The organism is Amycolatopsis minnesotensis, from assembly GCF_039529815.1.
GTDB classification, from domain to species: domain Bacteria; phylum Actinomycetota; class Actinomycetes; order Mycobacteriales; family Pseudonocardiaceae; genus Amycolatopsis; species Amycolatopsis minnesotensis.
On the sequence record NZ_BAAANN010000029.1, the window covers coordinates 59,073 to 85,757 of the forward strand.

Below are 26,685 nucleotides of genomic sequence, written 5' to 3' on the forward strand. Positions count from 1 at the left end.
GCAGCGTCCTCAGCGTCCGCAGCGTCGTCAGCGCCCTCAACGCCCGCAGCGTCCGCAGTGTCCTTAGTGGACGTGCAGGACGTCCCATGCCGGGAACGGATCGTCGAGCGCGGTTTCGCCGTTCCGGAGCAGGCAGGTCGACAGCGCGTCGGTGAGCGCCGCGTGCCGGAGCCCGGTGCCGATGAACACCAGCTCCTGCGAGCCCGGCCCGCCACCCTGCGGCTCGAACCGCAGCACCGGCCCGGCCTGCGACCACAGGCCGACCACGTCCGGCCGCGTTGCCAGGGTGAAGAAACCCTTGGCGCGCACCACATGCCCGAAGTCGCCGGAATCGAGCCGCTCGGTGACGAAGGTCCACAGGCGACCGGGGTGGAACGGCTCGGCCGCGCGGAACACGACGCTCGAAATGCCGTACTCCTCAGTCTCCGGCACGTGGTCGCCGTTGAGTTCGGCGACCCAGCCCGGCGCCTGCTGCGCGCGTTCGAGGTCGTAGCGCCCGGTGCCGAGCACCCGTTCCGGCGCCACCCTGCCGTGGCTCGCGCGGATGACCTCAGCGCCCGCGTTCAGCCGCCGCAGCACCGCCTCCACCCGAGCCAGCTCGGGCCCCTCGACGAGATCGGTCTTGTTGAGCAGCAGCACATCGGCGAACTCGACCTGGTCGACGAGCAGGTCGCTGATCGTGCGCTCGTCACCGTCGTACTGGTCGAGCCCGCGTTCGACGAGGCTGTCGCCGCGCGCCAGTTCGCGCGCGAAGTTCACCGCGTCGACCACCGTCACCATGGTGTCGAGCCGGGCGTGCCCGTCCAGGAACGAGAACGTCGCCGCGACCGGCATCGGCTCGGAGATCCCGCTCGACTCGATCAGCAGGTAGTCGAACCGGCCGTCGCGGCACAGCCTGCCCACCTCGTCGAGCAGGTCGTCCCGCAGGGTGCAGCAGATGCACCCGTTGGTCAGCTCGACGAGGCGTTCCTCGGTGCGCGACAGGCCGGCCCCGTCGCGCACCAGCGCGGCGTCGATGTTCACCTCGCTCATGTCGTTGACGATCACCGCGACCCGCAGGCCCGCCCGGTTCGCGAGCAGGTGGTTCAGCAGCGTCGTCTTGCCCGCGCCGAGGAACCCCGAGAGCACCGTGACGGGGAGCGCGCTCACCGTTCGAGCCGCTGGAAGTGCTTGATCAGCTTGCGCGGCACCAGCTTCTCCTCGCCGTCCACCCTGATCGGGACCAGGTCCGGCGCGGCGGCCTTCCACCGCGCGCGGCGCGAGCGGGTGTTGGCACGGGACTTCTTGCGCTTGGGGACAGCCATCAGCGCGCACCTCCCCGCTTGCCGTAGCGGCGGTGGAACTTCTCGACCTGGCCCTCGGTGTCCATGATCCGGCGCGTGCCGGTCCAGAACGGGTGCGACCACGAGCTGATGTCGACGAGCACGAGCGGGTAGGTCGCCCCGTCGGACCATTCGATGGTGCGCTCGGAGGTGAGGGTGGAGCGGGTCAGGAACGCGTCCCCGGTCGCGGTGTCCTGGAACACCACGGGGTGGTAGTCGGGGTGGATGCCGGGCTTCACTTGCGGTCGTCCTTCCGGTTCTGCGCCGAGCTGGCCTCGACGGTGCTTTCGGGAACTTCGGTGTCCTCGCACGGTTCTTCGTGCCACTCGCCGAAGGGATCGGGATAAGCGCGCCATGCCGACGGGCCGTCGGCGAGTTCGTCGTCGGTCAGCAGCGCGCCGCTCAGTGCGGCCTCGATCTCTTCCGGGGCCGCGCGGTCGGTGAGCACGACGATCTCCTGCGCCCGGTCGCCGTGCACCGGGTCCCAGCGCAGCGACGCGAGCGTGCGGCGTTCGGGGGAGACCTCCTCCCACGAGGGCCCGTCCGGCGAGGCGAGCCACGGCCCGGCATGCCCGATGCCGAGCCCGCCGCCCGCCGATTCGAGGTAGAACGCGATATCGGGCTGGCTGGCCACCCAGAGCCGCCCCCTGGTGCGGACCACGCCGTCGAGCAGCACGTCGATCGCGTCGTGCAGGCGGCCGGGGTGGAAGGGCCGCGTCGCGGTGAAGGTGAAGAGCGCGATACCGCAGTCGGGGTGCAGCGGCGGCTCGCCGGTGAGCAGCGGCCCGTGCATGTCCGTGACGCGGCCGCGGCGGGCGTTCGCGGGTACCGCGGCGCGCAGCTTCGCGGCCACGTCGGTGTCCAATGCGGACAGATCGATCCTGGTGGCGGCCGGGGCGAGGCGCTCCAGGATCGCGTTTGCCTTCGCCGCGCTCCACCCGTCGGCCGGAACCCCGGACAGCACCAGCACGTCGGCGAACTCGGCCTGGGAGAGCAGGACCTGCGCGACCGTCCGCTCGTCCTCGGGGCTCGCGATCAGGCCGCGTTCGTCGAGCGTCTCGTCACCGGTGGCGTCGGCGAGCCAGCACGCGGTGTCGAGCACGGTCACCACCGCTTCGATCACCACGTCCTCGCTCACCGGCCGGTCGCCGACGAGCACGTTCTCGATCGCCCAGCTCACCGGCTCCGGCTCCATGGCCTCGTCGAGGTGGAGCACGATCCGGCCGACCCCTGGCATCCGCGCGAGCCTGCGCAGCAGCGGCAGCAGGTCCTCGCGCAGGGTGCAGGACACGCAGCCGTGCGCCAGTTCGAGCGCGGTCAGCTGGTCGCGCGGGCCGAGCCGCAGCCGCCTGCGAACCACGCCGGCGCCGATCTGGCGGAGGTCGTGGTGCACCACGGCGGTGCGCGCGTCGCCGAGGTGGAGTGCGTCGGCGAGCGCGCTGCTCGGTCCGGGCGCCAGTCCGGAGAGGACGGTGAGGGGCACGCGGGGGTCGTCGGTCACGGAAACGCTCCAGAGGCGGGCCGGGCGGGCCCGCGGGTCGCGGGTGGGTCGGCTGTGTAAAGTAAATGAAAACGACTATCAACACCAACTGTATCGGACAGCAACGACAAGGAGGTGGCGGTGTCCGCCGTGTGCCAGGTCACCGGGCGCAAGCCCGGCTACGGCAAGCAGGTGTCGCATTCGCACAAACGCACGTCCCGCCGATGGGAGCCGAACCTGCAGCAGCACCGGTTCTGGCTGCCGAGCGAGAACCGGTGGGTCCGGCTGCGCGTGTCGGCGAAGGGGCTCAAGACCGTCGACAAGCGCGGCATCGAGGCGATCGTGGCCGAGCTGCGCAAGAAGGGCGTGAAGATCTGATGGCGCGCAACGAGATCAGGCCGATCGTCAAGCTGCGGTCCACCGCGGGGACCGGGTTCACCTACGTCACCAGGAAGAACCGGCGCAACGACCCCGACCGCATGGTGCTGCGCAAGTACGACCCGGTGGTGCGCAGGCACGTCGAGTTCAAGGAGGACCGCTGATGGCGAAGAAGTCGAAGATCGCGAAGGACCGGCAGCGGCGCGTCGTCGTCGCCAGGCACGCCGGACGGAGGGCGGAGCTGAAGGCCGTCATCGCGTCGCCGGAGTCTGCTGAGGACGATCGAGCGGCCGCGGTGTCGGCGTTGCAGGCGATGCCGCGCGACGCGAGCCCGACCCGGCTCCGCAACCGCGACACCGCGGACGGCAGGCCGCGTGGCTACCTGCGCAAGTTCGGCGTGTCCCGCGTGCGCCTTCGGCAGATGGCACACAACGGGGAGCTGCCCGGCGTCACGAAGTCGAGCTGGTGAGCGCCGTGCCGAAACCCCAGCGCGACCGCCCCGGCAAGCGCAAGACGAACCTCCTGCACGCCAACAGGATCACCGAGGTCGACTGGAAGGACGTCGACCTGCTGCGCAAGTTCATCTCCGACCGCGGCAAGATCAGGGCGCGCCGCGTCACCGGGTTGACGCCGCAGCAGCAGAAGCAGGTCGCCACGGCGATCAAGAACGCGCGCGAGATGGCGCTTTTGCCCTACCCGAACGCGGGCCGGTAGCAGCGGGCGGGACGTCTGCGACGACGTCCCGCCCTCAGCCGAGGTGCGTCCACGGCCAGCCGAGCGCGAGCCACCCGATCAGCATGCCCGCGCCGGCCAGCAGCCGAGCGGTCAGCACGCCCGCGGTGCCGGGAATGGCGGCGTCGCGATGCCCCGAAAGCCACAGTGATGGTGATGGCGGGTGGATCGCCGTGCTCCTCGGGCGCGCCGTGGTGTGGTGACTGGCAGGTGTGCGGAAGTCTCCGAAGGTGACGTCCGGGGCGCCTGGCGCCACTTTTCGCACTCTCGTGGAGGGCGGGCCTCGTTTGCCGGTGCCCCGAAGGTGACGTTCGGGGCGCTGGATTCCCTGAAGGTCACTTTCGGGGCACGCGAAGGCTCGCGCGGGTGGCGGGGATGCGGTGCGAGGGTCGAGTTCGCGGCGTCTAGCGCCCTGAAGGCCGCAGTGATGTGTGCGCGTCGGTTCCGGTGAGGTGGGTGGCGGATGCGTGGAGCCGCCCGGGGCCTTGGTCCGTGAAGGGCGCCTTCGGGGAATCTGACGCCGCGATCTCGCCCCTCGCGGCGTGCGGCATGGTGGTGCTGATGCCCTGAAGGTGACCTTCGCGGCGTCAGATTCCCTCCAGGGCACCTTCAGGGCATGCGCCCTGGAGCGGAGCAGCCCCGGTGAAGGCCGCATCCGCGGCATGCACATCCCTGAAGGCCCCTGCAGGGGCCTTCAGCGCGGACGGGGGAAGAGGCGCGGGCGGCGAAATCCCAGCGCATGCCCTGAAGGTGACCTTCGCGGCGTCAGATTCCCTCAAGGGCACCTTCAGGGCATGCGCAGCGGACCTCACCTCGGCCTCTATAGGAGCATCCTTCGGGGACCGGCGCTGGAGCGGCAGCCTGCCACGAGGGCCGAGATCGTGACGTTCAACGCCCCAAAAAAGGGCCTTCGGCGCCCCACACGGCCGCCCCGACCTCCAGGAGCATCCTTCGGGGCATCTGCCGCTGCGAACTCGGCCCTCGCGGGGCGTGGCCAAGCGATGCTCGTGCCCGAGGCTTTCGGGGCAGGAGGCACGCTCCGACGGCACTCGCGACTTCTCTCCGGCCCGGACGGGAACGTCGTAAGCTAACCGCATGACCGAGGCTGACGACGCCGCACCGTCACCCGAGCTGCAGGACCTCTGGAACCGGGTCTTCGGCTTCGCCAGGACGGGCGAGACCGAGACGCTGCTGGCCTATGTGGACGCCGGGATCTCGGCGAACCTGACCAACCACAAGGGCGACTCGCTGGTGATGCTCGCCGCCTACTACGGGCACCGGGACGTTGTCGCGGGGCTGCTCGAACGCGGCGCCGATCCGAACCGGCTCAACGACCGCAACCAGAGCCCGCTGGCCGGCGCGGTGTTCAAGTCGGAACCGGAGATCGTGCGGGTGCTGCTCGACGGCGGCGCCGACGCCACGGCGGGCACGCCGTCGGCGGTGGACACCGCGCGCATGTTCGGCAACACCGAGCTGCTGGCCCTGCTCGAGCGCTGAGCGGGTCAGCTTGGCATGCTGATGCGCATGCCCGAAGACGATCAGCACTACCTTGTCGGACTCGATCTCGCCGGCCGCCGCGTCGTCGTGGTCGGCGGCGGCACCGTGGCGCAGCGCCGGGTCCCGCGCCTGCTCGGCGCGGGTGCCGTGGTCGAGGTGATCTCCCCGTCGTGCACGCCGTCCGTGCAGGCGATGGCCGACGCCGGTGAGCTGAGCTGGGTGCCGCGCGAGTACGCCGACGGCGACCTCGCGGACGCGTGGTACGCGCTTGCCTGCACCGCGGACCCCGAGGTGAACGCCGCCGTGTGCGCCGAGGCCGAACGCGCGCGGATCTTCTGCGTCCGCGCGGATTCCGGTATCGACGGCAGCGCCGTGACCGCCGCGGTCGGACGCCACGACGGGCTGCTGGTCGGCGTGCTCTCCGGCGGGCACCCGCTGCGGTCGGCCGCGGTGCGGGATCGCATCGTCGAGGCGTTGCACACCGGCGCGATCGGGGACGGGGAAACCCACCGCGGTGAAGGGCTTCCCGGCGTGGCGCTGGTCGGCGGCGGGCCGGGCGACCCGGAGCTGATCACGGTGCGCGGCCGCCGCCTGCTCGCCCGCGCCGACGTGGTGGTCGCCGACCGGCTGGCCCCGCGCGAATTGCTCGACGACCTGCCGCCCGAGGTCGAAGTCGTCGACGCGGCGAAGATCCCCTACGGCAGGGCCGCCTCGCAGGAGGTGATCAACGCCACGATCATCGAGCACGCCAAGGCCGGCCGGTTCGTGGTGCGGCTCAAGGGCGGCGACCCGTACCTGTTCGGCCGCGGGTTCGAAGAGGTGCTCGCCTGCGCCGAGGCAGGCGTCCCGGTGGTGACGGTTCCCGGGATCACCAGTGCCTTCGCGGTGCCCGCCGCCGCGGACGTGCCGGTGACCCACCGCGGTGTCGCGCATGAGGTGGTGGTGGTCTCGGGTCACCTGCCGCCAGGCCACGAACAGTCCCTTGTGGACTGGCAGGCGCTCGGCAGGATGCGCGGCACCATCGTGCTGATGATGGGCGTCGAACGGCTCGCGCTGTTCGCCGAAACCCTGCTGGCGCACGGCAGGCCGCCGGAGACGCCGGTGGCGATCATCGAGGACGGCACCATGCGGACGCAGCGCGCCCTGCGGTCCACTTTGGACTCCGTGGCTGGCGCGGCGGCCGAAGCGGGGGTGCGCCCGCCCGCGGTGATCGTGATCGGCCCGGTCGCGGCGCTGGCCTGAGCTAGCCCGCGTACCGGCGCTCGACGAACCCGGCGATCTCCTCGGTGAGCCGCTTCGGGTCGAAGCGCAGCTCCACCGGGCTCCTGGCCTGGACGAACTCGGCGTCCGGCAGGTCGGCGGCGAGTGTGTCGGCGTCGCCGAAGGGGTGAATCGGGTCGCGCTGGTGCCCGAGCACGAGTGCGGGCGTGGTGATCAGCTTGCGCGCCGAGCGAGGCGGCGCGATCCGTCCGAAGAGGACACCGTGCAGCAGCGCCGCCATCGAAGCCGGCCGCTGGTCGAGCGTGTCGGTGACCACGTCGACCCACTGGCTGCCGTGCGGCACCCGCCGCGCCAGCATGCCGACGCCCTGCACGGCCACCGGCACGAACCTCGCCGCGAACAGCAGCGGGGTGAAGGTGAGGAGCCCGGCGACGATCGCGTTGTCCAGCACCGGCATCTCGACGACGAGGCCGCGCACCCGCTCCGGCGCGAGCACCGCGACCTCCAGCGACACGTTCGCCCCGAGCGAAGTGCCCCCGACCACCGCGCGGTCGACGCCGAGGTGGTCCATCAGCGCGAGCGTCTGCTCGGCGAAGGCGGGCATCGAGTACAGCCACGAATCCGTCGGGCGGTCCGAGTCGCCGTGGCCGAGCAGGTCGAGCGTGACGACGCGGAAGCCGGCACGCGCCAGCTTGCGGGCGAGCGGCGCGTGCATCCGGCGGGTGAACATGATGCCGTGCGTCAGCACCACGACCCGTTCGCCGGAGCCGTACTCGGTGTAGGCGAGGCGGTGGCCGTCGTGGGTGAACGAGCCGGCCAGCTCGATCGGCCGCGACGGCTTCGCCGGCGCGAGGGGTGCGGGGTCCGGCTGCCGTTCCACCGCGGTCGCCTGCTCGGCCATGATCGCGAACTCCCCTCAGCGGACGGTCGAAAGCTGCCCCTGCCAGGCTAACGAACGCATCCGCTCCGGGACACGGGAGCGCACTGGCAGTCTGCCAACGACATGAGTCAAGATGACCCCATGACCTCTACCGCCGAAAACCTGCCCGAGCTCGTCTCGCTGAAGGTCGAGCGGACCGGGCACGTCGCCGAGGTGACGCTGCTCGGCCCGGCCAAGGGCAACGCGATGGGCCCCGACTTCTGGCGCGAGCTGCCGATCGTGTTCGGTGCGCTCGACGCGGACCCCGAGGTCAGGGCCATCGTCCTGACCGGGAGCGGCGCGCACTTCTCCTACGGCCTCGACCTGCCCGCGATGCTGCCCGGCTGGGCCGAGTACCTCGCGGGCGACGCGCTCGCCGGGCCGCGGACGAAGTTCCTGGAGGAGATCAGGACGCTGCAGGCGAGCGTCGGCTCGATCGCGGCCGTCCGCAAGCCGGTGATCGCGGCGGTCTCCGGCTGGTGCATCGGCGGCGGCGTCGACGTGATCGCGGCTGCCGACATCCGGCTGGCCAGCGCGGACGCCAAGTTCAGCGTGCGCGAGGTGAAGGTGGCGATCGTCGCCGACCTCGGCAGCCTCCAGCGGCTCGCGTCGGTGATCGGGGAAGGGCACCTGCGGGAGCTGGCGCTGACCGGCAAGGACATCGACGCCGCGCGGGCCGAGCGCATCGGCCTGGTCAACGACGTCTTCGACGACGCGGAGGCCGCGCTCGCCGCGGCGCGCGCGATGGCGCGGGAGATCGCTGCGAATCCACCGCTGGTGGTGCAGGGTACGAAGGACGTGCTGTCGGTGAACACCGAACGGCAGATCGCGGATGGGTTGCGCTACGTGTCGTCGTGGAACGCCGCGTTCCTGCCGAGCAAGGATCTGGCGGAGGCGGTGCAGGCGTTCATGGAGCGCCGGTCGCCCGAGTTCAAGGGCGAGTGAGGAGACGGTCAGTGCGCAACGCGGAAATGGGTCAGGGTTACCGTGCGTTCCGGGAGGCCCGCGACTACCTGCTGGCGAACCGGGAAAACTACGACACGGCGTACCGGGACTTCGCCTGGCCGAAGCCCGCGGAGTTCAACTGGGCGCTCGACTGGTTCGACGCCGTCGCCGTCGACCCCGCCAACGCGGAGCGGTACGCGCTGTGGATCGTCGAGGAGGACGGCTCCGAGTCGCGCTGGACCTATCCGGAGATGGCGAGCCGCTCGAACCGGGTCGCGAACTGGCTGCGGTCCCTCGGCGTCGGCAGGGGCGACCGGCTGATCCTGATGCTCGGCAACCAGGGCGAGCTGTGGGAGACCATCCTCGCGGCGATCAAGCTCGGCGCGGTGATCATCCCGGCCTCGACCCTGCTCGGCCCGGCGGACCTGCGGGACAGGGTGGACCGCGGCGCGGCGAAGCACGTGGTGATCCGCTCGGTGGACGCGGAGAAGTTCGCCGACGTCCCCGGCGACTACACGCGCATCGTGGTGGGGGAGCCGGTCGAGGGCTGGCTGTCCTACGCGGACGCCGATCGCGAGGCGGACGAGTTCCGGGCGGACGCCGTGACGAAGGCGGCAGACCCGCTGCTGCTGTACTTCACCTCTGGCACCACCGCGAAGCCGAAACTGGTGCAGCACACGCACGTCTCCTACCCGGTCGGGCATCTGTCCACAATGTACTGGATCGGGCTCGAACCCGGTGACGTCCACCTGAACATCTCCTCGCCGGGCTGGGCGAAACACGCCTGGAGCAACGTGTTCGCGCCGTGGAACGCCGAGGCGACGGTGTTCCTGTACAACTACACGCGGTTCGACGCGCCCGCGCTGATGGCGCAGATGGACCGCTGCGGGGTCACCAGCTTCTGCGCGCCGCCGACGGTGTGGCGCATGCTGATCCAGGCCGATCTCGGCGCGTTGAAGACGCCTCCGGTCAAGGTCGTCGGCGCGGGGGAGCCGCTCAATCCCGAGGTGATCGACCAGGTCCGCAAGTCGTGGGGCGTGACGATCCGCGACGGGTTCGGGCAGACCGAGAGCAGCGTGCAGATCGCGAACACCCCCGGCCAGACCGTGAAACCGGGCTCGATGGGCAGGCCGCTGCCCGGGTTCTCGGTGGTGCTGGTCGACCCGGTCTCCGGTGAGCGGGGGAACGAGGGCGAGATCTGCCTCGACCTGCAGGAGCGTCCGGTGGGGCTGATGACCGGGTACGCCGACGACGACGAGCGGACCGGCGCGGCGTTCGCGGACGGGGTCTACCACACCGGTGACGTCGGCTCGGTCGACGAGGACGGCTACATCACTTACGTCGGCCGTACGGACGACGTGTTCAAGGCGTCGGACTACCGCATCTCGCCGTTCGAGCTGGAAAGCGTCCTGCTGGAACACGACGCGGTGGCCGAGGCGGCGGTGGTGCCCGCGCCGGACCCGATCCGGCTGGCCGTGCCGAAGGCCTACGTCGTGCTCGCGGCGGGGCACGAGCCGGACGCCGGCACCGCGGTCAGCATCCTGGCGTTCTGCCGGGAGCACCTGGCGCCGTACAAGCGGATCCGGCGGCTGGAGTTCGCGGAGCTGCCGAAGACGATCTCCGGCAAGATCCGCCGGGTCGAACTCCGCGGCCGCGAATCCGAAGGCGAGCGCCCCACCGGCGAATTCCGAGAAGAAGACTTCCCCACCCTCAAATCCTGACTCCCGCGCACTTCCCCGCCCTCGCGGGTGCGCGCGGGGCGGGGTTGTTCATGCCCTGGGATTGAATAGCGTCCCGATGCTCGCAGGTCGCTGAAGGCCCGGATGATGCTTCCCTTGTCTTCGTGGTGCTTCACGGTGCTTCACGACCGAAGGGGCCGGGGCGGTATGCGCATTTCCTCCTCCGCCGTCGATTCGGGTGAGGGGGTGGCAGTAGTGAGTCGCCCGAGGGGGTTTGGTCCCTCAAGGGCGCCTTCGGCGCATGCGGCCCCGCGCCGGGCCTGTGAAGACCGTATTTGTGGCTTTCACGTCTGTGAAGGCCCTGTCGGGGAGCGAGCGTGGGAGTGGGGAAGAAGCGCGAGCTGCGGAGGTTCCCGCGCATGCCCGTAAGGACGCCTTCGCGGCGTCAGATTCCCCGAAGGCGTCCTTCAGGGAATCCGTGCGCCCCTCGCCAGAGCCCGCGCGGCCAGCGAGGGCCGAGTATGCGGCGTAACCGAGCTGCCCCCTGCCAGCGGGCGTCGAGCAGTAATCGCGGGTACTGAGGACGGCGCGCGCCACAGCGCCCGGGCTTGCCCTTTCCACCCCTGGCGGGACGTCCCCGCCAGGGGGCACAGGTGACTGAACGGAGCCTTCAGGGCATCGCCGCCCGCATCGCCGCGCCGACGCACCCAGTACGGGCCAGGAGCGGTCAGGGCCGCCAGGCCCCGCGACCGATGTCAAGCACCGTCCACCTGGCGGTTGTCCTCGGTGGAGCAGGTGGTGGCGGGTGCGCTGGCGGGGCCGCTGCCGCAGGTCCATTCGCCGAGCGCGACCGGCCCCGCGCCTTCGGGGTTGGCCAGGTCGGCCGGGGTGAGTTTCTGGAAGTACTGGGTGAGCAGGGCGGTGGCCTGCGCGCAGTCGACGGCGCCCGCGGTGACGACGGCCTTCGGCTTGGCTCCGTTGACGCCGGTGACGGGGCCGCAGTCGGTGCCGGGCGCCGCGGGGTGGGCGGCGTGGTCCGAGGCGGGGCCGGGCGGGGTACCGCCGGTCTGGGCGGCGTTCTGCGGTGCCGGCGCGCTCGGGGTGTCCTGGCCGCCGCAGGCGGCGAGCGGGAGTGCGCAGGCGAGTGCGGCGAGGCCGAGGAGTCTGCGAGGTGTGGCGTGCGTGGACATGGGCCTTTCCTGGGAGCGGAGGGGACGGAGTGAGGCTTACTCGACGGGCAGGACCCGTGCCAGCACGGTCTGCTCCTGTTTGGTGCAGGTGGTCCCGCCTTGCGCGGCGGGAGGGCCGGAGACGCACAGCCAGCCGTCCACGGTGTCGCTGACGGGTTCGTTCGAACCGCCGGACTGCTTGCCGGTGATCTTCTTGTGGAACTCCTCCACCACGCGCTTCGCGTCGGGGCAGGCGACACCGCTGGTGTGGCTGTCGAGCACCTGCAGGGTCAGCCCGCTGGCGGCGGTGACGGTGCCGCAGGCGCCGTCGGCGGGGATCGCGTCGGAGGTCTTCGGCGGCTGCGCGGCGCTCGTGGGGACCGGTGGCTTCGCCGAGCTGGACGCGCTGCTCGGCGGCGCCGACGAGGTGCTGGGCTGGACCGATGCGGCGCTGAGCACCGGGGACGGGGCAGGCGCGCCGGAGTCGGTGGAGCACGCGGCGAGCGTGACGACGGAGAACGTGACGGCGGCGAGCAGGCTCGCGGGACCTGCGACCTTCGAGATGGCCAACGCGTTCCTTCCGTCGTGCGCGGTGTCTTCCGGGACATCTTGGCCCAAGGCAGCGGGAACACCGGGGTACGGCGCGCGGGGTGGCGCGCGCGAGTTCGGCGAACACTACCGGGCCCGCCCGCCGCGGACGCGCCGACGTCCGAGGTCGGACGGGTTCGATCGTCCACAATGGACGAATAACGGCCCGGAAATTTTCCACTGCATGGGTGAACCCGGGGAAAAGTTCCGGCCAACCCGTTAACACCGGCGCGCTTCGTGCCGAAGAGAAGGGTGAGGTCCCCACCCGAAACACGCAACACGGAAGCGGCAGTACTGAGATCATGAGTATTGAAGCGGAAACCGGCTCCTCCCGAATCCCGGCGAACGTTCCCCCGACCACCCCGTGCACCGTCGTCTGGTGCCAGGGCCGCCCGTACGTCCTCGAAGGCGGGTCCGGCAGGCCCCGCTGGATGGGCACCGACGGCCGCGGCCGTCCGCAGGCACTGAGCCGCACCGACCTGCAGCGCCGCGGCTGGAGCTACCACCGCGCCAGGTGAGGGCCGCGTGCCCCGCGTGGCTAGGCTGGGCCGGTGAGCACGCCGCCCGAGTCCACCGCACCCGAGCCGTCACTGGCCCGGCAGGCACTGACCGTTCCGAACCTGCTGTCCCTGCTCCGGCTCGCCGGTGTTCCCGTCTTCCTGTGGCTCCTGCTCGGGCCCGAGGAAGACGGGTGGGCGCTGGCGCTGCTGATCTTCAGCGCGCTCACCGACTGGCTCGACGGCAAGCTCGCGCGCTGGCTCAACCAGATGAGCAGGCTCGGCCAGCTGCTCGACCCCGCGGCCGACCGGCTCTACATCATCGCCACGCTCGTCGCGTTCCTGATCCGCGACATCATCCCGTGGTGGGTCGTCGCGCCGCTGCTGGTGCGGGAGGCCGTCGTCGGGGTCGCCGTGCTCGTGCTGCGGCGCAACGGTTTCGCCCCGCCCGAGGTCACCTACATCGGCAAGGGCGCCACCTTCGTGCTGATGTACGCGTTCCCGTTCCTGCTCGTCACGCAGGGCGGGTCGACGCTCGCCGAGATCGCCCGCCCGATCGGGTACGCCTTCACCACCTGGGGTGCCGTGCTGTACGTGTGGTCCGGCGCCCTCTACGTCATCCAGACGGTGCGCGCGCTGTCCGGGGACCGCGCGCACCGAGGTGCGGTGCCCTCGGCCTGAGTGCGAGACTCTCGCCGTCACGGTTCGCGAAAGGGGAACGCGTTGTCTGCACCAGAAGAGCTGCGGTACACCGAGGAGCACGAGTGGGTCGCCACCCGGCCCGGCGGTGTGGTGCGCGTCGGGATCACCGAGTACGCCCAGGACCAGCTCGGTGACGTGGTCTTCGTGGACCTTCCCGAAGCGGGCACCGCGGTGGCCGCCGGCGACAGTTTCGGCGAGGTGGAGTCGACGAAGAGCGTCTCGGAGCTGTTCGCCCCGCTCGACGGTGAGATCGTCGCGGTCAACGACGCGGTGTCCCAGTCGCCCGAGCTCATCAACAGCGATCCCTACGGCGAGGGCTGGCTCATCGAGATCCGGCTCGGCGACTCGGCGAGCGCCGAAAGCCTCCTCGAAGCCGAGGCATACCAAGCCCTGATCTCCGGCGAGTGATCGCGCGGGGGACCCGTCGGCGCCGGTAGATCCACTTCCGCCGCCGGTAGGGGGAGCCCGCAGGTCCGCGACGGACCTGGCACGGTACGTTGGCAGCAACACAATCTCGGGTAGACGAAACGGGATTGAAGAACACTTTCACGGTGAGGAGAGCTCAGGTGAGCACGAACGACGGGCCCGGCGTTCCCCCGGAGCAGTCTCCGGAACGGACCTCTGTCTTCCGGGCCGACTTCCTGGCCGACATCGAGGGGCAGGAAGCCGCCCCCGCGCCGGAGCCGCCGGTCGCGGGCGTCGACGCACTCCCGCCAGGCTCGGCACTGCTGGTGGTCAAGCGCGGTCCCAACGCGGGCTCCCGGTTCCTGCTCGACCGCGACACCACGAGCGCGGGCAGGCACCCGGACAGCGACATCTTCCTCGACGACGTGACGGTTTCGCGCAGGCACGCCGAGTTCCGGCGTGAGGGCGGCGAATTCGTGGTGATCGACGTCGGCAGCCTCAACGGCACCTACGTCAACCGCGAGCCGGTCGACCAGGCCGTCCTCGCCGGTGGCGACGAGGTCCAGATCGGGAAGTTCCGCCTGGTCTTCCTGACCGGCCCGGGGCACGGGGGCCAGGGGGCGCAGTGACGGCGGCCGGGCGGCCACAGCGTGACGGGCTGAGCATCGGGGCCGTGCTGGCGCAGCTGCGCGGCGACTTCCCCGATGTCACGATCTCCAAGATCCGGTTCCTCGAGTCGGAAGGCCTGGTCCAGCCTGGCCGGACACCGTCGGGGTACCGGCAGTTCGCGTCGGCGGACGTGGAGCGGCTTCGGTTCGTGCTGTCCGCCCAGCGTGACCACTACCTGCCCCTGAAGGTCATCAAGGAGCAGCTCGACGCCGCGGACCGGGGTGACGGCTACCCCGGCTCCCCGTCCAGGCTGCCGCGCAAGCTGGTCGCGCTCGATCCGTCGGCGACGATCGAGGGCGACCGCGCGGCGATGCCCTCGGCGGCGGACTTCGCCTCCGGCCGTGAGATCCGGCTGACCCAGGAGGAGCTGCTCGAGCAGGCCGGGGTCGATCTCGCCACGCTCACCGAGCTGCGCCAGTACGGCTTGGTCAGGCCGGGCGCGGCCGGGTTCTACGATCCGGACTCGGTACTGGTCGCACGGACCGTCAGGGCGATGACCGAGTTCGGGATCGAGCCCCGGCACCTGCGCGCCTTCCGCGCGTCCGCCGACCGGGAGGTCGGGCTGCTCGAACAGATCGTCGCCCCGGTTTACCGCCACCGCGACGAAGACGCGAAAGCGCGCGCGGACGAGGTGGTCCGCGAGCTGGCCGCGTTATCGGTCACGCTGCACACGCTGCTGGTCAAGGCCGGTATCCGCGGCGTGACCGGCGGCTGATCCGCGGAGTTTCCGCGGCACAGGTTGGTTTCTTCACAATTCGACAGCCCAACGTTGGGCCGTCGATGCCGTACGGTTAGTCCAGGCCCGGCGGCGGGCCGGTGTTTCAATCTTTCGGACAGCGAGCACAGCGCCCTGATGACGGGTAGCGTCAACGATGTTGGACACGTCGACGCGGGATCCTCGGAACAGCGCTGCAGCCCGCGCGCAGGAGAGGGAGGCGAACCCCGATGAGCAGCGAAATGCGCGTCGTCGGCGTGCGGGTCGAACTGCCCGCGAATCAGCCGATCTTGTTGCTGCGGGAGACGGAAGGCGAGCGGTACCTCCCGATCTGGATCGGCTCGGTGGAGGCCACCGCGATCGCCTTGGAGCAGCAGGGTGTGCGCCCCGCGCGACCGTTGACCCACGACTTGCTCAAGGAAGTCATCGGAGCGCTGGGCAGAGAGCTCAAGCAAGTGGTGATCACCGACCTGCGCGAGAGCACCTTCTACGCGGAACTGGTGTTCGACGGCGACATCAGGGTGTCGGCGCGCCCGAGCGATTCGGTGGCACTGGCGCTGCGGGTCGGCGTCCCGATCCACGCGGTGGACGCGGTGCTGGAGGAAGCGGGCCTGATCATCCCGGACGAGCAGGAGGACGAGGTCGAGAAGTTCCGCGAATTCCTCGACTCGGTGTCCCCGGAGGACTTCCGCGGCGCTGACACCTGAGGCGCGAAGACTCGGCGAAAGAGGCCATCCCCGCACCGGGGATGGCCTCTTTCGTCATGCGGGACGGGTGGCGCGGTCGAACAGGTCCGCCAGCTCGGTGCCGTAGTGGCCGAGGTCCAGAGCCGGGTTCTCGGCGTAGGCCGCCGCGGCGCCGTCGATCGCGTGCGCGACCGAGCGCCCCACCACCTCGGGGTCGAACTCGCCGAACGCGCCTTCGCGCCTGCCCTGGGTCAGCACCCTGATGACCTGGCCGGTCCGCATGCCCTCCAGTACCGGCCCGGCGATCGCCCAGCCTGCGGGATCGTCCACACCGCCCGCGAGTTCGGCCAGCACCCGCACGTACTCCGGGTAGGCGCCGAGGAACGCGACCTCGGTTTCGATGTGCGCGCGGAGCATCGCGGCCCGCCCGGCCGGTGCGCCGGCGCGGTCGCGGAGGAACTCTTCCTTGGCCCCGGTGATGGCGGTCAGCACCGCCATCATCAACCCCGCCTTGTTCGTGAAGTGGTAGCCGATGATGCGCGTGCTGGACAGGCCCGCCCGCTCCTTGATCTTCGCGAACGAGGTCTTGGCGTAGCCGAGCTCGGCGATGGTGGCGATGGTGGCCGCGACGATCTGGGCCCGCCTGGCCGCCTCGGTCACGGTGAGACCGGCACCGTCCTCGGCCCGGGGTGTTATCTGCATGAGTAAAAATTAACATGACCAAGTAACGGGTGCAACCGCGAAGAAAGTCTCAACTTCAGCTTGAGGTCGCCGCGCGTCGCGTTGACCGGGCAGTCGGGCCCGCATACCGTCATTGGAGGTAAATCGCTTTGGTGTGATTCGCGGTTCTGGGGCGCACCTGCCGCGATTTCACCTCCCTGACCCCCGCCCCGGGTGTCAGGTGCTGTTCGACCGGTCGGCAGGCCGGGCGAGGGGAGGCATGCGTGGTCGAGGAAAGGCCGGTCCAGGCCGTCGGCGCGGGAGACGGTGAGCAGGGTGAACTGTTCCCGGACGCGTCGCTGCCGGACGAGCTGGTCGGCTACCGGGGGCCCGCCGCGTGTCAGATCGCGGGCATCACCTACCGGCAGCTCGACTACTGGGCGCGGACGAAGCTGGTCGCGCCGAGCATCCGCACGGCCCACGGGTCGGGTTCGCAGCGGCTCTACTCGTTCAAGGACATGCTGGTCCTCAAGATCGTCAAGCGGCTGCTGGACACCGGGGTGTCGCTGCAGAACATCCGCGTCGCGGTCGAGCACCTGCGTGCCAGGGGAGTGCGTGACCTCGCGAAGGTCACGCTGTTCTCCGACGGCGCCACCGTGTACGAGTGCACGTCGCCGGAGGAGATCGTCGATCTCCTGCAGGGCGGCCAGGGCGTGTTCGGCATCGCGGTCAGCGGCGCGATGCAGGAGATCAGCGGCACCATCCACGAGTTCCCCGCCGAGCGCGCCGACGGCGCCAGGATCGAGGACGTCCAGCCGGACGAACTGACCCAGCGCCGCAACGCCCGCCGGACCGGGTGAACACCGGCCGCGGGCCCACCGGGTAGGGTGGGCACCGCAGTCGACGAACCCGCGCGGGAGAGTCCGGGCCACACACCTGGTGAGCCCGGCGCCGAAGGAGCAAGTCCTCCCCGGAACCTCTCAGGCACCCAGGACCGCACGGGCGAGACGCCTCTGGAAAGCGGGCCGGCAGGTCACCACCTGCCCGCCCCGCCGAAGGTGCAAGCCCGGCTAACACACGGGTGAACCTCTCAGGCGCCCGTCACGGGTATGGACAGAGTGGGGAGGGCCAGTTCCCCGGCCGTCCCTCGTTCCTCCACTGTGGACACTCCGGTCAGGACGGGACCCTGTCGAGGAAACCGTGCACGCGCCGGATGCGGTCACCGTCGGATTCGATCACGTCGAACCCGATGGCGAGCGGCTCGACGGCACCGGGCCTGACCAGGTGCCAGGTGAACCGCGCGAGGTCGTGGTGGCCGTCCACGGTTCCCGGCAGGCTGAACTCCAGACCGGCGAACTGTGCCTGCGCGCCCGCGATGAACCCGTCCACGCCGTCCCTGCCGCTGACCGCGCCGAGCGGGTCGGTGTAGGTCACGTCGGCGGTGAACAGCTCGTCGACCAGCGCGCGCCGCTGCCGGGCGCCGGTGGTGTTCCAGATCGCGATGTAGCGTTCCGCGAGGTGCTGGTAGTCGGACACGGGGGCCTCTTTTCGTTGTGGGGCAAGGGATCGGCGGTGTTCCGCCGGGTCACCACCTTGGCCGCCGGTGCGGTGCCGTGTCGATTACGCCGGAGGTAATGGCCGCGCCGCACCCGCCGTCGTACGGTGATCGCCGTGACCACCGTGACGCAGGTTCCCCCGCAGCCCGTCGGCACGCTCCTGCGCGCCTGGCGCGAGCGCAGGCGCATCAGCCAGCTCGACCTGTCGCTGACCGCCGAGATCTCCACCCGGCACCTGAGCTTCGTCGAAACGGGCCGGTCGAAGCCGAGCCGCGAGATGGTGCTGCGGCTCGGCGAGCACCTCGACGTGCCGTTGCGCGAACGGAACCAGCTGCTGCTCGCGGCCGGGTACGCGCCCGCGTACCGGCAGGCGGGCCTGGACGCGCCGGAGATGTCCGCGGTGCGGGAAGCGGTGCGGCTGCTGCTGGCCGGGCACGACCCGTACCCGGCGGTGGTGGTCGACCGCGGCTGGCACCTGGTCGATTCGAACGCGAGCGCGGGGCTGCTGCTCGAAGGCGTGGACCCCGCCCTGCTCGCGCCGCCGGTGAACGTGCTGCGGCTGACCCTGCACCCGGACGGGATGGCCCCGCACATCGTGAACCTGGGGGAGTGGCGGGCGCACCTGCTCGGCACGCTGCGCCGCCAGGTCGCCGCGACCGCGGACCCCGCGCTGACCGCCCTGCTCGACGAGCTGCGCGGCTACCCGTGCGACCAGGAGGTGCCCGAGGTGGAGGTGCCGGGACCCGGTGACATCTTCGTGCCGCTGCGGCTGCGGCACCGCGGTACCGAGCTGGCGTTCTTCAGCGCGGTGGCGACCTTCGGCACGCCGCTGGACGTCACGATGGCCGAGCTGGTCATCGAGTCGTTCTTCCCCGCGGACGAGCGAACCGCCGCGCGCCTGCGCACCCCGGAGTGAGACGATTGCGGCGGCAGGTTCGCCCGCGAGACCGAAACGAGGACCGGAACGCCCATGGCCACTCCTCCGCCCGCGCCCACCATCGCGCTCAACAACGACGTCGTCATCCCGCAGGTCGGGTTCGGTGTCTGGCAGGTGCCGGAAGACCAGACCGCGAAGATCGTCAGGACGGCCATCGACGCCGGCTACCGCAGCATCGACACCGCCACGGCCTACCGGAACGAGGCGGGCGTCGGCGAGGGCATCCGCTCCTCGGAGATCGCGCGCGAGGACCTGTTCGTCACCACCAAGCTGCAGAACTCCGATCAGGGCCGGAGCGCCACGCTCCGCGCGTTCGACCGCAGCATGGACCAGCTCGGGTTCGACTACCTCGACCTGTACCTGATCCACTGGCCGCTGCCGCAGCTCGACAAGTACATCGAGACCTGGCGCGCCATCGAGGAGCTCTACAACGACGGCAAGGTGCGCGCGATCGGCGTGTCGAACTTCCAGATCCCGCACCTGCGGCGGCTCATGTCGGAGACCCAGATCGTGCCCGCGGTGAACCAGATTGAGCTGCACCCGCAGCTCCAGCAGGGCTCGCTGCGGGAGTTCCACGCCGCGAACGGGATCGTCACGGAGGCGTGGAGCCCGCTCGCGCAGGGGTCCCTGTTCTCCGACGGCACGATCGGCGCGCTGGCGTCGAAGTACGGCAAGACGGCCGCGCAGATCATGCTGCGGTGGCACGTGCAGCTCGGCAACGTGGTGATCCCGAAGTCGGTGACGCCGTCGCGGATCGCGGAGAACATCGGCGTGTTCGACTTCGAGCTCGCCGACGACGACATGACGGTGATCGCCGAACTCGACCGCGGCGAGCGCACCGGGCCCGACCCCGACACGTTCAACCTCGCGTGACCCGGGTGCCCGTCATCGCTTGCTGAGCCCCGCGTCCGCGAAGTCGGTCTGCTGGGTCGGCTGCTTGAGGAACTCGCGGAACGACTGCGCGGCCCGCTGCTGCACGTCGTCGATCTTCCCGCCGATCCCGACGTACGGGTAGTCCGCGGGCTTCCCGACGGCGATGGGCTCCGGCGGCGACGAGATCATCCCGGGTTTGGCGGTCTTCAGCTGCGTCACCCACGACGAGCTGTCCGGCATCCACGCCGCCGGGAGCCCGCCGATCTCGTCGAGGCTGCCGCGGCCCGCGAGCGCGTTCAGCGTGCGTTCCGAGGAGGCCGCGCGCACGTCGACCCGCACGCAGTGGCCGTGCACGACGGTGCTCGCCTGGTTCCAGCGATCGGCGGCGGCCTTGGCGGGCCGCTCGGCGTCCGGGGCCACCACCACGGCGATCGCGGTGTCGCCGCCGGTGCACGCGGAGGCCTGTGCTTCCGCGCGGTTGTTCACGATGCCGTTCGCCCAGCCCCAGCCCAGCCAGCCGAGCACCGCGAGCGCGACGAGGACGAGGCAGGCGATGGGCCACTTGGCGACCCGGCGCCGCTGCTTCTTGCCGACGATCCGGTGGGTCCCGGTGTCCGAGCTGTTCTTCGCGCGGGCGACGGCGGCGGGGTCGATCGGACCCGTCACGTCGATCTTGGTGGCGCGCCTGCGGTCGCCATGGCGCTCGGCGGGGGGAGCCTGGTCCGGGCGTGCGGCGGGGCGGCTCGGCCTGCCCCCGCGGAACTGGCCCTGCGGCCGCGCCGGGTTCGCTCGCGCCTGGCCAGGGGGGACCTGGCGGACGCGAGGGTGGCCCTGGTGGGGCTGGCCCGCTCTCCCCGCCCGTGCGGGCGGGCCATCAGGACGGGAGGGAGCGGGGTCTTCGGCCCTGCTGTGTCGCCCCATCGGAGTCCTTTCGACCGCTAAATGCGTGCTCAGAGTATGCAATCAAAACGTTATCACTCTAACAGGTTAGAGCTGTGGAGAAAATGTGATGACTATCAGTTGTCACTCCTGCTCACGGAACGATTCCCGTTTTCGAGCAGCCGCGTGCAGAGTGCGATCAGCCGTGTACGCAACGGTGCCGCGCGGCGGGCGAATTCCGCCTGTGCACGGGCGTACTCGGCGCGCCCGTGCGGCGTCTCGATCGCGACCGGCGAGTACCCGAAACCGGCGAGGTCGTACGGGCTCGCCCGCATGTCGAGCACGCGGATGTCGGCCGCCAGTTCGAAGCAGTCGCCGAGCAGTTCCGACGGGACGAACGGGTCGAGTTTGTAGGCCCATTTGAACAGATCCATGTTGGCGTGCAGGCAGCCGGGCTGTTCGAGGTCGATCTGGGTGGTCCTGGCCGGGGCCAGCGTGTTGCGGGGACGGGCCGCGTCGGTGAAGAACCGGAACGCGTCGTAGTGCCCGCAACGCACTTCGAGGGAGTCCACCACCTCGTCGGTACCCGAGGAGCCGAGCCGCAGCGGGAGCTGGGTGTGGCGCACTTCGCCGGGTGGCTGGCGGTAGACCATCGCCCACTCGTGCAGGCCGAAGCAGCTCAGCCGCGGTGCCCGCCCCGCGGTGGCTTCGAGCAGCGCCCGGATGGAGCGCGCGGCGCGGGCCCTGTTCTCGCCGAACTCGGCGTCGTCGAGCGCGACCCCGTCCGGCACCGCGCGGTAGCCGCGGCGCTGGAGGAAGCACCTGGCGCCCGCCCCGGACAGCACGATGCCCGGCCCCGGCTGCCACCGTTCGAGATGGGACGGCCGGTGCGAGTAGTAGGTGAACAGGAAGTCGAGCACCGGGTGCTTCTCGCCGCGCGAACGGCGGCGCTGGTGCGGTTCGGTCCAGCGCCGCATGCGCGTGGTGTGCGCCTCTTCGCGCGCCCGCCACTCCTGTTCGGTCAGTACGGTGCCCACGGTCCTCAGCGTGTCACATGCGTTCCGTCGCGGACCGTGCCCACGTACTCCTCGACGAGGTCCTCCAGCGTGACCACGCCGACCGCGGTCCCGTCGGGCCCCACCGCGCGCGCGAGGTGGCTGCCTTCCTTGCGCATGGCCGAAAGCGCGACGTCGAGCCGCGCGTCCGCCCGCAACTCGGTGAGGTTGCGGGTCTTCTCCGGCGCGACCGTGCGGCCGGGATCGCCGCTGAGCTGGTCGAGCACGTCCTTCACGTGGATGTAGCCGATCAGCTCGCCGCCGCCGTCGCGCACCGGGAAACGGGAGAAGCCGGTCTCGGACACCGCGTGCTCGACGTCGCCGACGGTGGGGGACACCGGCAGCGTGGTGAGCTCGCCGGTGGGCACCAGCACGTCCGCGACGGTCTTCTGGACCGACGAGAGCGTCTGGCTCAGCCGTTCGTGCTCGGACTGCTCCAGCAGGCCCTCGCGGCGCGACTCGCTGAGCAGCTCCGCCAGCTCGTCGGAGGTGTAGGCGGTTTCCAGCTCGTCCTTCGGCTCGACCTTCACCAGGCGCAGCACCGAGTTCGACACGAAGTTCAGCACCCAGATGAACGGGTTCACCAGCTTCACCCAGCCGACGTGCAGCGGCACCAGCCACAGCGCGAGGCGCTCCGGCTCGGCGATCGCGAGGTTCTTCGGCACCATCTCGCCGATCAGCACGTGCAGGATGGTGATGAAGGCCAGCGCGAGCGCGAACGAGATGGGGTGCAGCAGCACCTCGGGAATGCCGAACAGTTCGAAGAACGCGGCGAGCCGGTGCGCGACCGCGGGCTCGCCGAGCCTGCCCAGCAGCAGCGAGCAGATCGTGATGCCCAGCTGCGCGCCCGCGAGCATCAGCGACACGTTCCTGCTCGCGTTGATGACGATCTGCGCGCGGGTCTTTCCCTGTTCCAGCAACGCTTCCAGCCGGTCGCGCCGGGACGAGATGAGCGTGAACTCGGCGCCGACGAAGAACGCGTTGGCCAGCAGCAGCACCACGACGAGGACCAAATACCACCAGTCGCTCACGAGCGCGCCTCCTGCTTCTCCGGCGCGGGCGCCTCGGCCCCGGCGACGCGGTGGACCCCGACCTCGGCGATCCGCAGCCGGTCCATCTCCGTGACGGTCAGCCGCCAGCCGTCGACGTCGGCGGAGTCGCCGGCGGCGGGGATCTTCCCCAGCCGTTCGAGGATGAGGCCGGCGATGGTCTCGTAGTCGCCGTCGGGCATCCGGAACCCGGTCTGCTCGGTCACTTCGTCCGCCCTGAGCTGTCCCGAGACCACCCAGCTGTCCGCGCCGAGGCGCTGGGAAGCGGGCCCCTCGTGGGAATCGTGCTCGTCGCGGACGTCGCCGATGATCTCTTCGACGACGTCTTCCAGCGTGACCAGCCCCGCGGTGCCGCCGTACTCGTCCACCACGATCGCGACCTGGAACCGGGACGCGCGCAGGCGGTTCAGCAGCGCGTCGCCGGGAAGGGACTCGGGGACGGTGGGCACCGGCCGCATCACCGAGCCGATCTTGACCGTGCCGCGCTCGGCCGCGGGCACCGTGAACGCCTGCTTGACGTGGACGGCGCCCTGCACGTCGTCGAGGTCCTCGGTGTAGACGGGGAACCGCGAGAACCCGGTGCGCCGGGCGAGTTCGACGAGCGCGTGGATCGGTTCGTCCACGGTCAGCGACTCGACCTGCACGCGCGGGGTCATCAGTTCCTCCGCGGTGCGTTCGCCGAAGCGGAGCGACCGGTCGAGCAGTTCCGCGGTCGAGGTGTCGAGCGTGCCGCTTTCGGCGCTGGAGCGCACGATCGAGCCCAGTTCCTGCGGCGACCGCGCCGAGCGCAGCTCCTCCTGCGGCTCCACGCCGAACTTGCGCACCAGGAAGTTCGCGCTGTTGTTCATCAGCGTGATGAGCCAGCGGAACAGCGCGGAGAACCGGGAGTGGTAGCCGGCCACCGCGCGCGCGGTCTGGAGCGGACGGGCGATCGCGAGGTTCTTCGGCACCATCTCGCCGAGGATCATCGACAGCGAGGTCGCGATCAGCAGGGTCAGCACGAGCGAGACCACGCTCGCGACGCCGCCGGGCAGGCCGGTCGCGGTCAGCACCGGGTTCACGAGCCTGCCGATCAGCGGCTCGGCGACGTATCCGGTGACCAGCGTGGTGATCGTGATGGCGACCTGCGCGCCGGAGAGCTGGAACGATAGCGTCCGGTGTGCCTTCTGCACGGTCGTCGCGCGCTTGTCGCCGACCTGGCGGACGTTGGCGTCGACGGTGCTGCGCTCGAGCGCGGTGAGGGAGAACTCGGCCGCGACGGCGAGTCCGGTGCCGATCGTCAGGAGGACGAAGAAGAGCACGCCGAGTGCGGCGAGGAGGATGTCCACTACGCGACACCGCCGAGGGGCGTCAAGCGATGGGGGACCAGGGGCAAGCCGGGTTCGTCACCCGGCTTTGTACTGTCACCAGGTGACTGCGCGTCGCGCACGAAAGGTGTCACTCCTCGAAAAGCGGAACAAGAACTGCTGCGGTGCGGCCAGCTTACCGTCCCCGCCGCCGTTTCGTGCGCTTTCGCCCTCAGCCGGGGTCGCGGCCCAGGAGCGCGACCAGCTTGGACGGGGTGTCCGCGTCGTCCGCGACGGGTACCGGCGGGGCGAAGATTCCCATGCCCTGCCACTGTTCCAGCTCCGGTTCGAACACCTCCAGCAGGCGGCGCGCCATGGTCTCGCCGATCGGGGACGTGACGTCGATCGCCTTCGCCAGGTCCCAGCCGTGCACGGCGAGATCGAGCGTCATCTGCCAGCCGTACTCGGCGGCCCCGATCTCGCCGAACGACACGTGCACATCCCGTTCGGTGGCACCGTCTTCGACCCACTCCGCCCGCGCCGCGGCCGAGGACCGCCGCCAGGCGCCGACCGGATCCGTGCCGAGCACGTCACCGTCGTAGGCGTCGCCGACCTCTTCGAGCGTCGCGCCCGCGAGCAGGTGCGGCACCCACAGCTGCTCGCCGACGAGGTGGTTGAGCAGGTCCCTGACCGTCCACTCGGTACACGGCGTCGGCGCCGCCCAGCGGTCACCGATCTCGCCGACCAGCTCGTCGAACCCCCGCATGGCTTCTTCGTGCGCGCTCAGCAGATCCATGTCCTCAGTGGAACACGGCGCACCGACATTCTCAGCGCTTCGCCGAGCCCGCGAGGTAGTCCGTGCCGCCGACGTAGACGGTGTGCCCGGTTTCGAACGGCGCCGAGACCGCGTTCGCCACCGCCGCCGCGAACTCCCCGACGGTGGGGAGCGTGCCCGCCCGCGCGCGCCGGGCGTCGAGGGTTCCCGGGCGCGCCCGGTCGAGGAGCGTGACGGTGATGGTGCCTTCGATCATGTCCCCGGAGACGACCACGAGGTCCACGCCCCGTGCCGAAAGCCCGGGAATGCGCGCCCGCAGCGCGTCTTCGCCCGCGCGCTTGCTGTGCGCCACGGCTTCGTACTGCGCGTAGGTCTCGCGGGTTTCCCCGGTGCCGTGGAAATGCGCCTGGTGGCTGGTCACGAAGACCACCCGGCCCGGCGCGGTCATGAGGGGCAGCGCCGCGTCGAGCGTGCCGGTCTGCGCGTCCCGGTTCAGCGCGAGGGCGTAACCGGGCGCGGCGGCGCGCTCCATCCCGCCGGAGGCGTTGAGCACCACCGCGTCCAGGTGCCCGTGGCTCGCGCGGATGTCGCGGACCATGGCGTTCACGGCGGCGCGGTCGGTGAGGTCGGCGCGCACCGCGGTCGCCGAGCCGCCCGCCGCGGCGATCTCGCCGACGACCTGGTCCGCGCGCTTCGCCTTCTCGCGGTAGTTCACGAACACGTGCGCGCCTTCGGCCCCCAGTACGCGGGCGGTCTCCGCCCCGATGCCCCGCGAGGCGCCCGTCACCAGCACCGTGCGCCGGGTCATCGCGCACCTCGCTGCCGCATGGTCTTCGCCAGCCCGTCCATCCCGGCGGCGAGGTCCCTGCTCCGCGGCACGGCCGCGCCGGGCAGCGCGCTCTGCAGCGCGCTGCCGAACCCGGCGACCCGGACGATGTGGTTGACGAACGATTCGAGGTCGTCCGGCCACGGCAGCGCGGGCTGCGCGATGAGCAGGGACGCGCACCCGTGCATGGCGGACCACATGCCGAGCGCCAGCGTTTCGGGATCGCCCTTCAGCACGCCGTTCTCGACGCAGGCGGTGACCGCCCCGACCATGTGCCGGAAGCAGGCTTCGGCGGCGGGCGGGATGGCCTCGGCGTCGTTCGGGCGCATCAGGAGCACCCGGTACTGGACGGGGTGTTCGAGCGCGAAGTGGATGTACGCGCGCCCGCACTGGCCGAGTGTCACGAAGGGATCGCTCGTGCCTTCGCAGGCGTCGCGGATGCGGGTGCCGAGTTCGTCCCACACGCGCAGGCAAACCGCTTCGACGAGCGCTTCCTTACCGGAGAAGTGGAGGTAGACCGACGGCGTGGTCACCGACGCCAGCTTCGCCACGGCGCGCAGGGTCAGCGCCTCCTCGGTACCGGACTCGGCGAGGAGCCGTTCGGCCGTGCGGAGGATCTCCTCGCGCAGCTTCGCCCCGTCGCCGGGCCGCGCCCGGGCGCGTTTCGTGTTCACCACGTCAGGTTGACATCGTCAAGTTGACTCTGTCAATCTCGGCGGCGAGGTGAGCGGAGCGCGATTCACGATGACGGACTTCGCGGCGGCACGAGTGGCGGGGAGGCGCATCCGCATCCGACCGCCGTCGGCGCTTCGTTCGTCGAGGCGCGCGCGGCCGACGTCGAGGTCGAGGTCGAATTGTTCCGCGCGGGGCGGGGCTCCGCTCAGCTCCGCGCCCGGCTGGTGCAGGACGGGCGAGCGTGCGTCGAAGCGTTGCTCACGCAGGGGATGCTCGGCGAAGCCGATCGTGGGAGGTCGCGATCCCGGCCGAAGAGGACTGCTTCCCCGGCCCGCCCGACGTGCCGGGCTCGGACTTCCGCGTGCCCCAGATGGAGGTCGTCGAGCAGCGCCTCGACCCGGTGCCGCCGGTCTCCTGCGACCTCGGGCTGCCGGGCTGGGCGCCGACCGCGCGGTTCAGCGCGTACCTGCGGCTGCTGCCCGTGCCAGGTCCGGGTACCGCGCTGAGATC

35 protein-coding genes and 1 riboswitch are annotated in these 26,685 nt (G+C 70.8%); of the genes, 18 read left to right on the forward strand and 17 right to left on the reverse strand.

Features of this window, described 5'->3' with window-relative positions; translation table 11 throughout:
* Positions 1–63 precede the first annotated feature (63 nt).
* Genes ABD256_RS30705 through mrf form a run of 4 tightly spaced genes read right to left on the reverse strand, consistent with a single transcriptional unit; the run spans position 64 to position 2,823 of the window.
* A complete protein-coding gene (locus ABD256_RS30705) occupies positions 64–1,149 on the reverse strand; it encodes a GTP-binding protein (protein ID WP_344426806.1) in 1,086 nt (361 codons plus the stop codon).
* Positions 1,146–1,304, reverse strand: a complete 159-nt coding sequence (gene rpmF, locus ABD256_RS30710) for a 50S ribosomal protein L32 (RefSeq protein WP_344426809.1) — start codon at positions 1,302–1,304, stop codon at positions 1,146–1,148. Before rpmF ends, ABD256_RS30705 begins: the two co-directional genes overlap by 4 nt.
* Positions 1,304–1,561, reverse strand: coding sequence for a type B 50S ribosomal protein L31 (locus tag ABD256_RS30715; RefSeq protein WP_344426811.1), 258 nt, complete (start codon positions 1,559–1,561; stop codon positions 1,304–1,306). The genes rpmF and ABD256_RS30715 overlap by 1 nt, the downstream gene beginning before the upstream one ends.
* Complete coding sequence (gene mrf, locus ABD256_RS30720) at positions 1,558–2,823, reverse strand: ribosome hibernation factor-recruiting GTPase MRF (RefSeq protein WP_344426814.1); 1,266 nt, start codon at positions 2,821–2,823, stop codon at positions 1,558–1,560. Before mrf ends, ABD256_RS30715 begins: the two co-directional genes overlap by 4 nt.
* A 120-nt stretch (positions 2,824–2,943) precedes the next feature.
* On the opposite strand from mrf, the gene rpmB reads away from it, so the two are divergent.
* From rpmB to rpsR, 4 genes are read left to right on the forward strand one after another with little or no spacing between them, the layout of a single operon-like run.
* Positions 2,944–3,180, forward strand: coding sequence for a 50S ribosomal protein L28 (gene rpmB / locus ABD256_RS30725; protein ID WP_344426817.1), 237 nt, complete (start codon positions 2,944–2,946; stop codon positions 3,178–3,180).
* The gene (gene rpmG / locus ABD256_RS30730) at positions 3,180–3,344 is read left to right on the forward strand and encodes a 50S ribosomal protein L33 (protein ID WP_215544808.1); all 165 of its coding nucleotides are present in this window, start codon (positions 3,180–3,182) and stop codon (positions 3,342–3,344) included. Before rpmB ends, rpmG begins: the two co-directional genes overlap by 1 nt.
* Positions 3,344–3,649 (forward strand): 30S ribosomal protein S14, encoded by a 306-nt coding sequence (gene rpsN, locus ABD256_RS30735; RefSeq protein WP_344426824.1) that lies wholly within the window; start codon positions 3,344–3,346, stop codon positions 3,647–3,649. Before rpmG ends, rpsN begins: the two co-directional genes overlap by 1 nt.
* Positions 3,646–3,894: a 30S ribosomal protein S18 gene (gene rpsR / locus ABD256_RS30740; RefSeq protein WP_344426827.1), complete on the forward strand. Its 249-nt coding sequence runs from the start codon at positions 3,646–3,648 to the stop codon at positions 3,892–3,894. The genes rpsN and rpsR overlap by 4 nt, the downstream gene beginning before the upstream one ends.
* Positions 3,895–3,928: 34 nt before the next feature.
* Here the strand turns inward: rpsR and ABD256_RS30745 are convergent, their stop codons facing one another.
* On the reverse strand, positions 3,929–4,168 hold the full coding sequence (locus tag ABD256_RS30745; protein ID WP_344426830.1) for a hypothetical protein: 240 nt from the start codon (positions 4,166–4,168) through the stop codon (positions 3,929–3,931).
* 839 nt (positions 4,169–5,007) lie between these two features.
* Between ABD256_RS30745 and ABD256_RS30750 the strand changes: the two genes are divergently transcribed.
* Together ABD256_RS30750 and cobA are read left to right on the forward strand one after the other, a co-directional pair.
* Positions 5,008–5,409 (forward strand): ankyrin repeat domain-containing protein, encoded by a 402-nt coding sequence (locus tag ABD256_RS30750; protein WP_344426833.1) that lies wholly within the window; start codon positions 5,008–5,010, stop codon positions 5,407–5,409.
* Between the two features lie 27 nt (positions 5,410–5,436).
* Complete coding sequence (gene cobA, locus ABD256_RS30755) at positions 5,437–6,651, forward strand: uroporphyrinogen-III C-methyltransferase (protein WP_344426835.1); 1,215 nt, start codon at positions 5,437–5,439, stop codon at positions 6,649–6,651.
* Between the two features lies 1 nt (position 6,652).
* Here cobA and ABD256_RS30760 read toward each other — a convergent pair whose 3' ends face one another.
* Positions 6,653–7,531, reverse strand: coding sequence for an alpha/beta fold hydrolase (locus ABD256_RS30760; RefSeq protein ID WP_344426838.1), 879 nt, complete (start codon positions 7,529–7,531; stop codon positions 6,653–6,655).
* Positions 7,532–7,651: 120 nt separating this feature from the next.
* On the opposite strand from ABD256_RS30760, the gene ABD256_RS30765 reads away from it, so the two are divergent.
* A complete protein-coding gene (locus ABD256_RS30765; protein ID WP_344426840.1) occupies positions 7,652–8,494 on the forward strand; it encodes a crotonase/enoyl-CoA hydratase family protein in 843 nt (280 codons plus the stop codon).
* Positions 8,495–8,520: 26 nt separating this feature from the next.
* A complete protein-coding gene (locus ABD256_RS30770; RefSeq protein ID WP_344427019.1) occupies positions 8,521–10,215 on the forward strand; it encodes an AMP-binding protein in 1,695 nt (564 codons plus the stop codon).
* Positions 10,216–10,928: 713 nt separating this feature from the next.
* Here the strand turns inward: ABD256_RS30770 and ABD256_RS30775 are convergent.
* Together ABD256_RS30775 and ABD256_RS30780 are read right to left on the reverse strand one after the other, a co-directional pair.
* Positions 10,929–11,363: a hypothetical protein gene (locus tag ABD256_RS30775; protein ID WP_344426843.1), complete on the reverse strand. Its 435-nt coding sequence runs from the start codon at positions 11,361–11,363 to the stop codon at positions 10,929–10,931.
* Positions 11,364–11,399: 36 nt separating this feature from the next.
* Positions 11,400–11,912: a hypothetical protein gene (locus ABD256_RS30780; RefSeq protein ID WP_344426846.1), complete on the reverse strand. Its 513-nt coding sequence runs from the start codon at positions 11,910–11,912 to the stop codon at positions 11,400–11,402.
* A gap of 320 nt (positions 11,913–12,232) precedes the next feature.
* Between ABD256_RS30780 and ABD256_RS30785 the strand changes: the two genes are divergently transcribed.
* From ABD256_RS30785 to ABD256_RS30810, 6 genes are all read left to right on the forward strand, one after another.
* Complete coding sequence (locus ABD256_RS30785) at positions 12,233–12,448, forward strand: hypothetical protein (protein WP_344426849.1); 216 nt, start codon at positions 12,233–12,235, stop codon at positions 12,446–12,448.
* A 33-nt stretch (positions 12,449–12,481) separates the two neighbouring features.
* Positions 12,482–13,108, forward strand: coding sequence for a cardiolipin synthase ClsA (gene clsA, locus ABD256_RS30790; RefSeq protein WP_344426852.1), 627 nt, complete (start codon positions 12,482–12,484; stop codon positions 13,106–13,108).
* Between the two features lie 42 nt (positions 13,109–13,150).
* Positions 13,151–13,537, forward strand: coding sequence for a glycine cleavage system protein GcvH (gene gcvH, locus ABD256_RS30795; protein ID WP_344426855.1), 387 nt, complete (start codon positions 13,151–13,153; stop codon positions 13,535–13,537).
* Between the two features lie 158 nt (positions 13,538–13,695).
* The gene (gene garA, locus ABD256_RS30800; protein ID WP_215544794.1) at positions 13,696–14,163 is read left to right on the forward strand and encodes a glycogen accumulation regulator GarA; all 468 of its coding nucleotides are present in this window, start codon (positions 13,696–13,698) and stop codon (positions 14,161–14,163) included.
* The gene (gene ftsR, locus ABD256_RS30805) at positions 14,160–14,918 is read left to right on the forward strand and encodes a transcriptional regulator FtsR (RefSeq protein WP_344426860.1); all 759 of its coding nucleotides are present in this window, start codon (positions 14,160–14,162) and stop codon (positions 14,916–14,918) included. Before garA ends, ftsR begins: the two co-directional genes overlap by 4 nt.
* A 230-nt stretch (positions 14,919–15,148) precedes the next feature.
* Positions 15,149–15,625, forward strand: a complete 477-nt coding sequence (locus ABD256_RS30810) for a bifunctional nuclease family protein (protein WP_215544792.1) — start codon at positions 15,149–15,151, stop codon at positions 15,623–15,625.
* Between the two features lie 54 nt (positions 15,626–15,679).
* Here the strand turns inward: ABD256_RS30810 and ABD256_RS30815 are convergent, their stop codons facing one another.
* A complete protein-coding gene (locus tag ABD256_RS30815) occupies positions 15,680–16,306 on the reverse strand; it encodes a TetR/AcrR family transcriptional regulator (RefSeq protein WP_344426865.1) in 627 nt (208 codons plus the stop codon).
* Between the two features lie 242 nt (positions 16,307–16,548).
* Here ABD256_RS30815 and ABD256_RS30820 point away from each other — a divergent pair, with 242 nt between their 5' ends.
* The gene (locus ABD256_RS30820) at positions 16,549–17,124 is read left to right on the forward strand and encodes a MerR family transcriptional regulator (RefSeq protein WP_215544790.1); all 576 of its coding nucleotides are present in this window, start codon (positions 16,549–16,551) and stop codon (positions 17,122–17,124) included.
* A 44-nt stretch (positions 17,125–17,168) separates the two neighbouring features.
* Positions 17,169–17,271: riboswitch (glycine riboswitch) on the forward strand.
* Between the two features lie 166 nt (positions 17,272–17,437).
* On the opposite strand, the gene ABD256_RS30825 is transcribed toward ABD256_RS30820, so the two are convergent.
* Entirely contained in the window at positions 17,438–17,800 is a 363-nt protein-coding gene (locus tag ABD256_RS30825; protein ID WP_344426870.1) for a nuclear transport factor 2 family protein, read from the reverse strand.
* A gap of 144 nt (positions 17,801–17,944) precedes the next feature.
* On the opposite strand from ABD256_RS30825, the gene ABD256_RS30830 reads away from it, so the two are divergent.
* The gene (locus tag ABD256_RS30830; RefSeq protein ID WP_425546550.1) at positions 17,945–18,736 is read left to right on the forward strand and encodes a helix-turn-helix domain-containing protein; all 792 of its coding nucleotides are present in this window, start codon (positions 17,945–17,947) and stop codon (positions 18,734–18,736) included.
* A 54-nt stretch (positions 18,737–18,790) separates the two neighbouring features.
* Positions 18,791–19,630 (forward strand): aldo/keto reductase, encoded by an 840-nt coding sequence (locus ABD256_RS30835; protein WP_344426876.1) that lies wholly within the window; start codon positions 18,791–18,793, stop codon positions 19,628–19,630.
* Positions 19,631–19,642: 12 nt separating this feature from the next.
* Here the strand turns inward: ABD256_RS30835 and ABD256_RS30840 are convergent, their stop codons facing one another.
* The 7 genes from ABD256_RS30840 to ABD256_RS30870 all read right to left on the reverse strand — a co-directional run bounded on the left by ABD256_RS30840 (position 19,643) and on the right by ABD256_RS30870 (position 26,174).
* Positions 19,643–20,296, reverse strand: a complete 654-nt coding sequence (locus ABD256_RS30840; RefSeq protein ID WP_344426880.1) for a hypothetical protein — start codon at positions 20,294–20,296, stop codon at positions 19,643–19,645.
* Positions 20,297–20,646: 350 nt separating this feature from the next.
* Positions 20,647–21,486, reverse strand: coding sequence for a 3-methyladenine DNA glycosylase (locus ABD256_RS30845; RefSeq protein WP_344427022.1), 840 nt, complete (start codon positions 21,484–21,486; stop codon positions 20,647–20,649).
* 65 nt (positions 21,487–21,551) lie between these two features.
* Positions 21,552–22,595, reverse strand: coding sequence for a hemolysin family protein (locus ABD256_RS30850; RefSeq protein ID WP_344426883.1), 1,044 nt, complete (start codon positions 22,593–22,595; stop codon positions 21,552–21,554).
* Positions 22,592–23,941, reverse strand: coding sequence for a hemolysin family protein (locus tag ABD256_RS30855; protein ID WP_344426886.1), 1,350 nt, complete (start codon positions 23,939–23,941; stop codon positions 22,592–22,594). Before ABD256_RS30855 ends, ABD256_RS30850 begins: the two co-directional genes overlap by 4 nt.
* Positions 23,942–24,131: 190 nt before the next feature.
* Entirely contained in the window at positions 24,132–24,695 is a 564-nt protein-coding gene (locus ABD256_RS30860) for a TIGR03086 family metal-binding protein (RefSeq protein ID WP_344426889.1), read from the reverse strand.
* 31 nt (positions 24,696–24,726) lie between these two features.
* Positions 24,727–25,482 carry an SDR family oxidoreductase gene (locus ABD256_RS30865; protein ID WP_344426892.1) on the reverse strand — a complete coding sequence of 252 codons (756 nt, stop codon included), beginning with the start codon at positions 25,480–25,482 and terminating at the stop codon, positions 24,727–24,729.
* Complete coding sequence (locus ABD256_RS30870; protein ID WP_344426895.1) at positions 25,479–26,174, reverse strand: TetR/AcrR family transcriptional regulator; 696 nt, start codon at positions 26,172–26,174, stop codon at positions 25,479–25,481. The genes ABD256_RS30865 and ABD256_RS30870 overlap by 4 nt, the downstream gene beginning before the upstream one ends.
* Before the next feature lie 63 nt (positions 26,175–26,237).
* On the opposite strand from ABD256_RS30870, the gene ABD256_RS30875 reads away from it, so the two are divergent.
* Positions 26,238–26,681: an acyl-CoA thioesterase domain-containing protein gene (locus ABD256_RS30875; protein WP_344427025.1), complete on the forward strand. Its 444-nt coding sequence runs from the start codon at positions 26,238–26,240 to the stop codon at positions 26,679–26,681.
* Positions 26,682–26,685: the final 4 nt, after the last annotated feature.